The organism is Streptomyces sp. NPDC003691, assembly GCF_053981115.1.
In genome coordinates, this window is the sequence record NZ_JBSFNQ010000147.1 from 1 (window position 1) to 11347 (window position 11347).

General features: G+C 74.4%; 12 protein-coding genes and 1 pseudogene. 8 read left to right on the forward strand and 5 right to left on the reverse strand.

The genetic code is table 11. The features are described 5' to 3' along the window. Window positions 1-234 precede the first annotated feature (234 nt). Window positions 235-1122, reverse strand: a complete 888-nt coding sequence (locus ACWDR0_RS33200) for a S1 family peptidase (protein ID WP_456355546.1) — start codon at window positions 1120-1122, stop codon at window positions 235-237. 1287 nt (window positions 1123-2409) lie between these two features. Here ACWDR0_RS33200 and ACWDR0_RS33205 point away from each other — a divergent pair. Then, entirely contained in the window at window positions 2410-2751 is a 342-nt protein-coding gene (locus tag ACWDR0_RS33205) for an RNHCP domain-containing protein (protein WP_456355554.1), read from the forward strand. A gap of 55 nt (window positions 2752-2806) precedes the next feature. Next, window positions 2807-3262 (forward strand): RNHCP domain-containing protein, encoded by a 456-nt coding sequence (locus tag ACWDR0_RS33210; protein ID WP_456355555.1) that lies wholly within the window; start codon window positions 2807-2809, stop codon window positions 3260-3262. Window positions 3263-3393: 131 nt separating this feature from the next. On the opposite strand, the gene ACWDR0_RS33215 is transcribed toward ACWDR0_RS33210, so the two are convergent. Beyond that, on the reverse strand, window positions 3394-3927 hold the full coding sequence (locus ACWDR0_RS33215; protein WP_456355556.1) for a DUF2165 domain-containing protein: 534 nt from the start codon (window positions 3925-3927) through the stop codon (window positions 3394-3396). A gap of 258 nt (window positions 3928-4185) precedes the next feature. On the opposite strand from ACWDR0_RS33215, the gene ACWDR0_RS33220 reads away from it, so the two are divergent. Beyond that, window positions 4186-4644, forward strand: coding sequence for a DnaJ family domain-containing protein (locus tag ACWDR0_RS33220; RefSeq protein WP_456355547.1), 459 nt, complete (start codon window positions 4186-4188; stop codon window positions 4642-4644). Between the two features lie 128 nt (window positions 4645-4772). Here the strand turns inward: ACWDR0_RS33220 and ACWDR0_RS33225 are convergent, their stop codons facing one another. Further along, the gene (locus ACWDR0_RS33225; protein ID WP_456355548.1) at window positions 4773-5465 is read right to left on the reverse strand and encodes an HNH endonuclease family protein; all 693 of its coding nucleotides are present in this window, start codon (window positions 5463-5465) and stop codon (window positions 4773-4775) included. A gap of 384 nt (window positions 5466-5849) precedes the next feature. On the opposite strand from ACWDR0_RS33225, the gene ACWDR0_RS33230 reads away from it, so the two are divergent. Further along, entirely contained in the window at window positions 5850-6932 is a 1083-nt protein-coding gene (locus ACWDR0_RS33230) for a YncE family protein (protein ID WP_456355557.1), read from the forward strand. Window positions 6933-7190: 258 nt separating this feature from the next. On the opposite strand, the pseudogene ACWDR0_RS33235 reads toward ACWDR0_RS33230, so the two are convergent. After that, window positions 7191-8053, reverse strand: a pseudogene (locus ACWDR0_RS33235) (helix-turn-helix domain-containing protein); the annotation flags it as partial. 136 nt (window positions 8054-8189) lie between these two features. Between ACWDR0_RS33235 and ACWDR0_RS33240 the strand changes: the two are divergent. Next, window positions 8190-8747: a nuclear transport factor 2 family protein gene (locus ACWDR0_RS33240; RefSeq protein ID WP_456355549.1), complete on the forward strand. Its 558-nt coding sequence runs from the start codon at window positions 8190-8192 to the stop codon at window positions 8745-8747. A gap of 235 nt (window positions 8748-8982) precedes the next feature. Here the strand turns inward: ACWDR0_RS33240 and ACWDR0_RS33245 are convergent, their stop codons facing one another. After that, entirely contained in the window at window positions 8983-9198 is a 216-nt protein-coding gene (locus ACWDR0_RS33245; protein ID WP_456355550.1) for a hypothetical protein, read from the reverse strand. 282 nt (window positions 9199-9480) lie between these two features. Here ACWDR0_RS33245 and ACWDR0_RS33250 point away from each other — a divergent pair, with 282 nt between their 5' ends. The 3 genes from ACWDR0_RS33250 to ACWDR0_RS33260 all read left to right on the forward strand — a co-directional run bounded on the left by ACWDR0_RS33250 (window position 9481) and on the right by ACWDR0_RS33260 (window position 11216). Then, window positions 9481-9906, forward strand: a complete 426-nt coding sequence (locus ACWDR0_RS33250) for a hypothetical protein (RefSeq protein WP_456355551.1) — start codon at window positions 9481-9483, stop codon at window positions 9904-9906. After that, window positions 9900-10118 carry a helix-turn-helix transcriptional regulator gene (locus tag ACWDR0_RS33255; RefSeq protein WP_456355552.1) on the forward strand — a complete coding sequence of 73 codons (219 nt, stop codon included), beginning with the start codon at window positions 9900-9902 and terminating at the stop codon, window positions 10116-10118. Before ACWDR0_RS33250 ends, ACWDR0_RS33255 begins: the two co-directional genes overlap by 7 nt. A 126-nt stretch (window positions 10119-10244) precedes the next feature. Then, window positions 10245-11216 carry an NAD(P)-dependent alcohol dehydrogenase gene (locus tag ACWDR0_RS33260; RefSeq protein WP_456355553.1) on the forward strand — a complete coding sequence of 324 codons (972 nt, stop codon included), beginning with the start codon at window positions 10245-10247 and terminating at the stop codon, window positions 11214-11216. Window positions 11217-11347: the final 131 nt, after the last annotated feature.

Here is an 11347-nt window from a genome sequence, read left to right on the forward strand (position 1 = left end):
CCCCGATCACTCCCACCGGAACCGGTGCCGGGACGCGGGTGGGGGCGGGCGGGGCGGAAAGGGTCGGGGGGTGTCGGCCCTTGCCGCGCCGCCCGCCCGGTTCCGCGGACCGGCGCCGGGCCGGTCCGCGGTCGGTGCCACGGGAGGGGACGCTCACCGGGGCCGTACCGGTGGCGTCGGGCCCTTCCGGGCCGTCCGCCACCGGCCGTACCACCCCGGTCCGGTGGGGTGTGCCTAGAAGACGCTGTAGCCGTAGAGGCTCAGCGGCCGCTGGACGGGCTCGTAGAAGGTGGTGCCGCCGACGGAGCAGTTGCCGCTGCCGCCGGAGAGCAGGCCGAGGGCCGTGTTGCCGGTGAACAGCGGGCCGCCGCTGTCGCCGGGCTGGGCGCAGGCGTTGGTCTGGATCGTGTTGTAGACCAGCTGGCCGCCGCCGTAGTTGACGGTCACGTTGAGGGCGGTGACGGAGCCGGTGCGGTAGCCCGTGGTGCTGCCGGAGCGCTCGATGCGCGTACCGACGCTCGGGTAGCCGGAGTTGATGATGTCGCGGTAGGTGCCGTTGTAGAGGTACACCCGGCCGTCGGCGGCGGCGGGGTTGGAGTGGCGGATGACGCCGTGGTCGTAGACCGGGAAGACCTGCTGTCCGGCCACGGTGGTGCCGATGTTCCAGCTCGGGCGGCCCACGGTGCAGTGACCGGCGGTCAGGGCGTGGTAGCCGCCGGGGCCGATGACGTTGAAGCCGAGGGAACAGCGCACACCCGAGGAGGTGATGGCCTCGCCGCCCGCGATCAGCCGGCTGATCTTGCCTGCGGTGCGGTTGACGACCACATTGCCGGCCTGGGCGCCGGCGGCCTTCTTGATCTTGGCTATCTCCGCCTTGGAGACCGTGCTGTCGGCGGTGACGACCAGCTTGCCGGACTTCGCGTCGGAGTACCACGCGGTACCCGCGACGTCCGCGGCCAGCACGGCCTTGTTCGCCACGGCCAGCTGGGCGGCGCTCGCCTTGCCCGCGGACGCGTCGGCGGCCACCGCGGTGGGTGCGACGAGGGCGGCGACGGTGGCCAGACCCGCGACGAGCACGGCTCCTCTTCGGCCGACGGGCGTGAGCAGCGACTTGACCTTCACAGATCCTCCATCGGGAATCCGGGGCCCGTCCGGTGTACGGGCCCCTGGTCACGCGAGCGGCGGGCCCAGGGACCATGCGGCGGTCATGTGCCTGCCAAGTCGCGTGATGGGGATCCTGGGCCGGACCCGCCTTCCGCAACAAGCTCGACTTTTGGACGCCCTGCGCACGACCGCACACACTCGGTCACCACTGGCAGGAACACGCTCTTGCCGCGGTCCGGCGACGACGGCGGGACACTCGCGCGGCGGCCGGGGCACGGGGTGTCACGAGCAACCGCTTTCCCCATTCCGCTAGCCGTCCGGACCGGCGGGCGCGACGGGCCGCGGACCGGGCCGCCGGCTTCACCTCACGGCACCCGGCAGGGCGGGGTCGCGGCAGCTCAGGGCGGTGCGGCGACACCGGGACGAAGGGGCCCTCAACGTACACGTAAGGAGCCCGAGTTCGGTTCACCAAGACCGGGCAAAGGATTCCGCTAAATCATGTGACGCAGGACACACACCATGGCCTTGCGCAACCCCCGCCCCAGCGCGCCCAGTCACCTCATCACGGGCGTCCGGTCCCGCCGACGGAGCGGCGGCAAAAAATACTCCCGGCCCGGATCGCGGCCGGTGCCCGTATGGGCGGATTGACCTTCTTCAGCGGGCAGCCGCCGTGTCCGGTTCTGCCGCTTCCCCGCGCCGTCCGCCGTTTTCACGCCGACGTCCGGTGCGAAACGGCGGCACCCGGCGCGGGACGGCAGTGCCCGGCGGGACCGGAGCGCTGTACGGGACCGGTGTGACCGGCACCGGAAAACCGCTGGCCGCCCCGGATCGCTCCTGTTAGCGTTCCGACGCGCCCTCCGACGGGCGTCCCACTGCCGTGGCACCCTTCCGTGGTGCCACCGTTCGGGCCTCCGGGCCCTGGAAAGAGCTGATGTATGCCCCGGCCCGGGCCGAGCGTGCCTCGTAACACCATGAGCGCGTCCGGCATCTGACCCCCGACCGTCCACCGCGGACGCCCCGGACCACCAGTCCGTCCGGGCCGCTCCGCCGGTGCCCGTCGTACGGGTCCGTCCGTCCGCCCTCCGGTGTCCCGCCGGTCCTTTTTCCGTCCGCACGCCGTCGCCCGGCTGCCGTGGTGCGTTCCGCACCCCTGCCCGCGCACGCCGTCCGCGGACCCCTCCGGCCATCGCTCCCCGAGTGCCGCCCGGCCTCCTTGTGCTGCCATCGCCATCCGAACAGCCAGGAGAGACCACCGTGTCCACCCACCAGGGCCACCCCCGCACGTCCGGCCACCGGCCGCACCCCGTGCAGCTCACCAATACCTTCACCTGTATCCGCTGCGGGCTGACCGTGGGCGCCACCGGCCCCGACGGCGCCCTCCGCAACCACTGCCCGAGCTGTCTGCACTCGCAGCACCTCGACGACCACGTGGACGGCGGACCGTCCGGCTGCCGCTCCCGGATGAGCCCCATCGCCATCGCCGTACTGCGCGCGGGTGACTGGATGGTCGTCCACCGCTGCACCCGGTGCGGCGAACTGACCTCCGGTCCCGTCAGCCCCGACGACAACCATCTGATCCTGATGCGGATGGCGGTACGCCCGCTGGCCAGCCCGCCGTTCCCGCTCGAAGTCTTCGGCGAGCTGTGAACCCGCCGCCCCACGACCCGTACTCCCGGAAAGGAAGAACCCCGTGCCACGACGGGTGAGAAGAAACGGCGAACGGCCGTACGACGACAGCGGTGACGGCGGCCGCGGCGAGCGCCGCCGCGGACCGCGGCGCCAGCGGCAGAAGGACGTTCTGCACGGCCACGGCGGTGAGCGGGGCGAATCGTTCCGCTGCGCCGGCTGCCGGCTGGACGTCTCCGTCGCAGCTCCCGGCACCGCCCACCGCAACCACTGCCCCCACTGTCTGGCGAGCCTGCACCTGGACGCGCGGATACCGGGCGACCGGGCCTCGGCCTGCCGGGGCCGGATGGCCGCCGTGGGACTCACGGTCCGGGCGGACGGCGAGTGGCTGATCGTCCACCGCTGCCTGTCCTGCGAGGGCATCAGCCTCAACCGGATCGCCGGGGACGACAATCCGCTCCCCCTGATCAGGCTGGCGACCCGCCCGCTCGCGGACTCCGGGGCCCCCTTCCGGGCACTGCTCACCCTCTGAGCAGTTCCCGGAGAGCCGGGCCTGCCGGTCCCGGCGCGTCCTTCACCGGGCGCGCCGGGACCGGCCGGGACCGGTGCGGACCGGTACGGCCGGGTCGGGCCCGTGAAGGGCGCGCCGGAGGGCGGGCTCCCTCAGGAGCCGGCCGCCCCGCCCCGGCCGCCGCGCGCGGCGGAGAGATGGACGACGATCAGCGCGAAGGCCGCCACCATCACATTGCGCCCGGCGGGCTCCAGACCGTTCCAGTCGGCGGACTGCCACATCTGGAACCACTCGCCGCCGATGACGATGAACCCCAGGCCGAACAGGAGCACCACCATGACCAGACCGAGGACGGCCGCCCGGCGGGCCCGGTCCTGGTCGCCGCCCCGGCGCAGCGCGCCGGCCCACAGCGCCACGGAGAACAGGAGGACCGCGGCGGCCACCGTCTCCCAGACGATGATCGCGACATAGGCGATATCGACGAGGGTCCCGGACTCGATCGCCCGCCACATGACGTCCTCGTCACGGAACGTCGTGTCCATCGCCAGCACATGGCGGACGAACTCGCGGTTGGTGCCGAAGTCGGTGATGTTCCCGAACGCCACCAGCGCCATGTACCCGGCGACGACGGCCGTCAGCACGGCCGCCGCAACGGGCAGGGTGCCCAGGGCAAGTACCCGGTCCACCGGCCCGCCGCCGCCCGTGCCGCCCCTGCCGTCCGTCGTGGTCCCGGTTCGGTCGTCCTCTGCCACCGCAGCTCCTCTCCCGTCCCGTGCGCACCTCTCGGCACACGGATCACGGCATCGTGTCATGTCCCCCGCCAAGGTCAACCCCGTGTCCACGGGCGGCCATTGACCTCGGCGGGCGGGACGGCGCGGGACGGTCCCGGGTTCCGCCGGGAGGCCGTACCGACGTACGGAGCGGGCCGGTGGGACACTGGACGCATGACCGAGCGCAAGCCACCGGGTGTCGGTTTCGATTCCTGGGTGGACAAGCAGATCCGGGACGCCGAGCGGCGCGGCGAGTTCGCCGCGCTGCCCGGAGTGGGCCGCCCGCTGCCCGAGGGCATCGAGGCGCCGTACGACGAGAACTGGTGGATCAAGCGGAAGATGGCGCGCGAGGGCTTCGCGGCCCTGCCGCCCTCGCTGGCGCTGCGCAAGGAGGCCGAGGACGTCCTCGAAGCCGCCTGGGCCGCGCCCTCGGCGGAGGCGGCCCGGCGGCTGGTCGAGGCGATCAACCCGCGGATCCGGCAGATGATGCTGATGCCGCCGCCGGGACCGCCGCTCGGGCTCAAGCCGTTCGACCTGGACGGGATCGCCCGGGAGTGGCACGCCCGCCGGTCGGCCCGGGACTCCGGCCCGGAGTCCGGGTCCGATTCCGGAGCCGGATCAGGGGCGGACTGACCCGGGCGGCCAGGGACTCCGGCTCCGAGACAGGGGCAGGGGCAGCGGCAGGGTCGGGCGGCCCCGGGACGGGGCGGAACCCGGATGGGCCCGCCCTGCCCGCGCGGCCCGCGCGCGACCGGTGGCCGTCAGCAGCCGTTGAGCACTCCGGCCAGCGCGTTCTTCTCCGCGCTGTCGACGCTCAGCGCGTAGTGGTGCTTCACCTGGACCCACATCCGCGCATAGGTACAGCGGTAGGCGGTGCGCGGCGGCAGCCATTCGGCCGGGTCGAGGTCGGACTTGGCCTGGTTGACGTTGTCGGTGACGGCGATCAGCTGCGGCCGGGTGAGGTCGTTGGCGAAGGCCCGGCGCTGGGTGGTGGTCCAGGCGTTGGCGCCGGAGCGCCAGGCTTCGGCGAGGGCGACGACGTGGTCGATGTCCACATCGGAGGCGGCGGACCAGGTCGCCCCGTCGTACTCGGAGTACCACCGGCCGGAGACGGCGGCGCAGGACCCGTCCTGGACGACCCCGGTACCGTCCCGCTTGAGCACGGTCTCCCGGGTGTTGCAGGTGCCGGACTGGGTGATCCAGTGCGGGAAGAGGTCGCGGCTGTAGCCCGAGGAGGAACCCTCGGGGCGTTCGGCGAGCTGTGCCAGATAGGCGCGGGCGGTGGCCGCGTCGACCGGGACGGGCGGGGCCGCCTGGGCGGCCGGGGCGCCCGCCAGCAGGGCACCGGCGGCCAGGGCCGCGGCCGCGGCGAGCGCTCCCGTACGGCGCGCGAGCCGGGCACGGCGCACGGGTCGCACGGGACGTATGAGGTTCTGCGGGGTGTTACCGGACATGCGGAGAACTCCTTCAGCGGGGGAAGCACGACCGTCGGGGAACGGACATGCTGAAGGCGCACGGTTGTTCGGGGGTGAGCGCCGGGCAACAGCATGGCGACGTGCACATGACATATCAAGAAGGTGGGGGCTACACGGACGGCCGGGGGCCGCATCCGACGATCGGACGACACCGGGACCGTCCGGCCGGGGCGAGGATGGTGACCGGAGCGGGGAGCGCCTGCCGGTACGGACGCGGGCAGCCTGGAGGCCATGGCGGCCGGCAACCCGCACCGGCCGCACAACCCCTGGAGGCCGCCCGTGACCACCGAGAACGCCCTGCCCGCCGCGGTCCGCCGCCGCGGCAGGGCCCGCCGCGCCGCCGCGGCCGCCCTCGCCGCCGCCGTGCTCGGCGGCTGCGCCGGTACGGGCTCCGCCGACCCCGCCGACGGGCCGCGGACCTCACCGCCCGCTTCCCCGGCGGCCGTTCCGGCGGTTCCGCCGCCCGCCGGGACCGCCACTCCGGCCGGCACCCTCCTGGTCGCAGACTTCGGCGCCGACACCGTCACCTTCCTCGACCCGGGGCGCGGCCCGCTCGCCTCCGTACGGGTCGGCACGGCCCCGTACGGACTGACGGTCGGGGCGGACGGCCGGGCCTGGGTGGCCACCGCCGAGGGCGTCGCGATCGTGGACACCCGGACCAGGAAGGGCCTCGGCCGGATCCCGTACCGCACCGCGACCGGGCCGGTGACCGACGGCGAGTACCGGGGCGGCGGGATGGGCATCGCGCTCGCGCCCGACGGCAAGCGGCTCTATGTCGGCGTCAATGTGCCGGACGGGCCGGGGACCGTCGAGGTGATCGACACCGCCGCCCGCCGGGTGGTGGCCGCCGTCCCGGTGGGACGCCGCCCCTTCGATGTGGACATGGCCCGGGACGGTTCGGCGGTGTACGCCACCAACCACGACTCCTTCGATGTGACGGCCGTCGACACCCGGACGCTCGCACCCCGGCGGTTCGAGGTCGCCCCGTACGGCACCGAGGGCGGTCTGGGCTCCTGGCTGAAGCCGCACTACGCGGCGGTACGGGAGGACGGCAGGCTGCTGCTGCCCTTCGAGGGCGAGAAGCTCGCCGTGCTCGACCCCCGGACCGGACGGGTGAGCGTCGAGCGGATGACCGCGAACACCCATCAGCACGGCGCCGCGCTCACCCCCGACGGCACCCTGCTCGCGGTGGGGACGGGGCCGATCGGCTCCTCCGACAAGGAGGCGTCACTGACGATCCGGTCGGCGGACGGCCGGGAGCGGGTGGTGCCGCTCGACGGGCCGCACGAGGACGTGGCGGTGAGCCGGGACGGCCGTACCGCCTATGTGACCGGCGGTTTCACCCGCGACGGGTACTGGGACGGCGTCACCGTCGTGGACCTCGATACGGGCGCGACCCGCAGGCTCCCCGGTGGGGAACGTCCCCTGGGCATCGCGGTGCTGTGACCCGGCGCACGGTCCGGGCACCGGGCGCGCTCACGGTGCCGACGCGCAACCGGTCCGGTCCGGTCCGGCGTCCCGGGCCGGACCGGGGCAGGGCGGGCCCGGCGGTGTCGCTCAGCGGGGCCGGGGCCCGGAAGCCGGAGGACCCGAAGCGGAAGTGCCGGAAGTCGGGCTTCCGAGAGCCGGGGTTCCGGGAGCCTCCGCGGGGTCCGGCGGCGGCCCGGTCCCCTTTGCCTCCGGTACGACGGGCCCCCCGGCGCCCGCCCCGGCGCGCTCCGGGGTCAGCTGGGCCAGGAGGGCGAGGGCCGCGGCCGACGGTGAACCCTGCGGGGCGGTGAGCACCGCCAGCCGCTGGCCGCCCGCCTCGTACAGGTCCATCACCTCGTTGTGCAGCGTCAGCGCGCCGACCAGCGGATGCCGGAAGTCCCGGGTGCTTTTGGTGAAGCAGCCGTGGATGTGATGGCCCGCCCAGAGCGCGGGGAACTCGGGGCTCTTCACCGCCAGTTCGCCGATCAGCTCGGCCAGTTCGCGGTCGTCGGGATGGCGGACCGCGATCCGGCGCAGATCGGCGGCGGCGTCCCGGGCCTTGCGCGGCCAGTCCGCGTACAGCTCCCGGCTGTGCGGGTCGAGGAAGACCAGCTTCACCATGTTCGGGCGGGTCCGGGGCCGGTCGGGGGCGTCGAAGGGCAGATGCCCTGCGAGCAGGGCGTGTGCCGTGCGGTTCCACGCCAGTACGTCGGTACGGCGGCCGATGACCAGGGCCGGGGTGTCGCCGAACGCTCGATCAGCAGCCGGACGCCGGGGCGCAGTCTCTCCGGCGCGGCCCGCCGGAGCGCGGCGGGCCGCTGCCGGGCGAGCTGGTGCAGATGTGCGCGCTCCGCCTCGTCGAGCCTGAGCACCCGGGCGAGGGCGTCCAGGACCGCTTCGGAGGCGTGGGAGCTGTGGCCCTGTTCGAGCTTGGTGTAGTACCCGGCGCTGACCCCGGCGAGCTGGGCGAGTTCCTCGCGGCGCAGCCCCGGCACCCGGCGCCGTCCGCCGTAGTCGCGCAGGCCGATGTCCCCGGGACGCAGTCCGGCCCGTCTGCTGCGCAGGAAGTCGCCGAGTTCCGTTCGCCGTCGGTCCACCTCCCCAGGATGCCGCCCGCGGCGCGCCGTTGCCTGTGCCTGCGGGGGATACCTTCGGCAGGGGCTGGGAGGGGCGCTCCGTACGGTCCAGGGTGGAGGGCGTCCCGACCCCGGAACCCCCGGAAGGCAGCCCTCCGTGATACCTCCCCGCCGCAGTTCAGCGGCTCCGCGCCGGCTGCTCCTCGCCGCCGGTGCCCTGCTTCCCGCCTGGCAGCTCGCCGAGGCCGGTCCGGCGGCTGCCGGATCCGGCTCCGCGGCCGGACGGCGCCCCGCGAAGGACCCGAAGATCGCGGCGGTGGAACGATTCTTCGCCGCCTATGCGGCGAACGACGTGCCGGGGATGGCCGAGGTGCTGTCCCGGAACGTCGAGTGGACGATCCCCGGCCACCATCCGCTGGCGGGCACCAAGTACGGCATCGCGGAGGTGCGGTCCTTCCTGGAGCAGCTCGCCGTCTCCGGGTTCCGGGCCGATCCGCTGTTCCTGGAGGCGAACCGCGACTACGTCGTGGACATCCACCGCGGCTGGTCGACGAAGGGCATCGGCCGGGTCGACACCCTGTGGGCGCTGGTCTGGCACTTCGGCCCGGACGGCAAGGTGGACCGGGTGGTGAACCTCAGCGGCGACCAGCACGGGATGGACACCTTCGTCTGGGCGAACTACCGGCTCGCGCCGCTGCCCGACCGGCTCGCCTGAGACGGCCCTGGCACTCGCGGCCCGCGGCGGCCCCGCGTCCGCCGGGGCGCGGCCGCCGGGCAGGGTCCGCCCGGGGCGGGCCGTCGGCACCGTCCGCCTTCCCCGGTGGTCCCGCGTTCGTCCGTCTTCCACGGCGGCGCGGGACCGCCGCCCGCCGGGCCCGATCGGGGGACGGGCCCGGCGGGCTTCCGGCCGCGAAGTCCTTCCGGATCAGGAGGGTCCGGCAGGGACGGGCCTACTCGGGCGCGGGCCCGGCGACGACCCGCCGGGCGGCCTCCCGTTCGGCGGCGGGCGGTGACAGTTCGTCCAGTGTGTCCAGGTCGTCCTTCGCCAGCTCGGATTCCCAGGCGGCGGCGAGCCGCTCCTGCTCGGCCTCCGGGCGCCCGGCGACGTCGTCCCGGTGTTCGGGGTCCAGGGCGGTGAGAAAGCGGGTGACGGTCTGGCTGGGCATGGGGTCTCCTTCGGCCGGGGCGCCGTCCGCCCGGCGGGCGGGACCGGCACCAAGCAGCCGACCCCCTGCCGGGGTACGGCGCGCCCCGGGCCGGTCCGATCGGGTGAGACACCCCTCCCGTGCGGACCGTGCCCGCCGCCGGAGTCCCGGCCGCGGCGGACATCCCTCCCGCCCGGGCGGTAGCCGCCGCCGGACGCTCCGATGTAAAGAATTCTTGACTCCCGGTCCGGACGGTCCTACCTTCGCCATGTCAGGTTTCTTTGACATGGCGGGGGTGGGCTCATGGGGCTCGGTGAACGGCGCGCGTGGATCACGGCGCTGGTGACGGTGGCCGGTTACACCGTCTATCTGCTGGTCGTCCTCGGCCGTGCGGACGGCGGACCGCTGACCGGTGTGCGGTACGGCCCGGTGCTGCTGTGGTCCATCGGCGGCGCGATCGCCGCGGCGGTGCTGCTGGAGATCGCGGCCGCGGCGGTCGCCCCGGGCGACGGCACCCGGACCGATATGAGGGACCGCGAGATCGGCCGGCTCGGCGAGCACGTCGGACAGGCGTTCCTCGCCATCGGCGGGGTCGCGGTGCTCGCGCTGGCGGTCGCCGAGGCGGACCACTTCTGGATCGCCCAGACCATGTATCTGGCGTTCGTGCTCTCCGCCCTGCTCGGCTCGGTGGCCCGGATCGTCTCCTACCGCCGGGGCCTGCCGTGGTGAAGCCGACCCGGGTCAGCAACTCCATCCGCGAGCTGCGGGCCGCCCACGGCGAGATGACGCAGGCGGAGCTGGCGGACCGGCTCGGTGTCACCCGGCAGACCGTGATCGCCATCGAGAAGGGCCGCTACTCCCCTTCCCTGGAGACGGCCTTCCTGATCGCGCGGGTCTTCGGCGTCCCGCTCGACGAGGTCTTCCAGTACCCCGAAGCGTGACCCGCGCTTCCGCCGTCTCTTCGCCGGGCCCGGCCGTCTGCCGGAGCCGGCCGTCTCGTCGTAAGCCCCGCCGTCTCTTCGTCAGTGCCCGCCGGAACCCCGGCGGCGGTTCCCCGGGAGGAACGTATGAAGGCCGTCGTCCAGGACCGTTACGGAGACACGGACGTCCTTGCCGTGCGGGAGATCCCCCGCCCGGTGCCCGGCGAGCGCGAGGTGCTCGTCCGGGTGTCGGCGGCCGGGCTCGACGCGGGGGTGTGGCATCTGATGACGGGACTGCCCCTGCCGGTCCGGCTGATGGGGTACGGGCTGCGCACCCCCCGGGTGCCCGTCCGGGGGCGCGAGGCGGCCGGGCGGGTCGTGGCCACCGGGTCCGGGGTGACCCGGTTCCGGCCGGGCGACGAGGTGTTCGGCTACTGCGAGGCCGCGTTCGCCGAGTACGCCGCCGTGCCGGAGGACCGGCTGCTGCCCCGGCCCGCGGGGCTGACACCGGAGCAGGCCGCGGCCCTGCCGATCTCGGCCGTGACGGCGCTCCAGGCGGTACGCGACCGGGGCCGGGTGGCGGCGGGCGACCGGGTGCTGGTGATCGGCGCGGGCGGCGGGGTCGGGACGTACGCGGTCCAGTTGGCGCGGGCCGCGGGCGCCCGGGTCACCGGGGTGTGCAGCACCGCCAAGACTGAGCAGGTCCGCGCGCTGGGCGCCGGGACCGTCGTCGACTACACCACGGAGGACCTCGGCGCCCGTCCCGAACGGTACGACCTGATCGTGGACACTGCCGGTCACCGTCCGCTGAGCCTGCTCCGCCGGATGCTCGCCCCGCGGGGCACCCTGGTCATCGTCGGCAGCGAGACCGGCGGACGCCTGCTCGGCGGTACGGACCGGGCGCTCCGCGCCGCCCTGCTCTCCCCCTTCGTCCGCGAGCGGCTGCTCGGCCTGGTGGCATCGGAGCGGACGGCGGACCTCGCGCATGTCACCGGGCTCGCCGAGCGCGGCGACATCGTCCCGGTGCTGAGCGGGTCGTACTCCCTCGCGGAGGTGCCGGAACTGATCGACCGGGCCCGCGCGGGCGGGCTCTGCGGCAAGGCCGTCGTGGTCCCCTGAACCGGGGCGGCCCGGCGCGGCCCGACCCGGGGCCGTGCGCCCCGGCGGCAGGGCGGCGCGGCTCCGCAGCAGACCGCGGCCGCTGAGCTATCTCGTCGACGATGTCGCGCGCCGCCATGGCCACCTGCGGG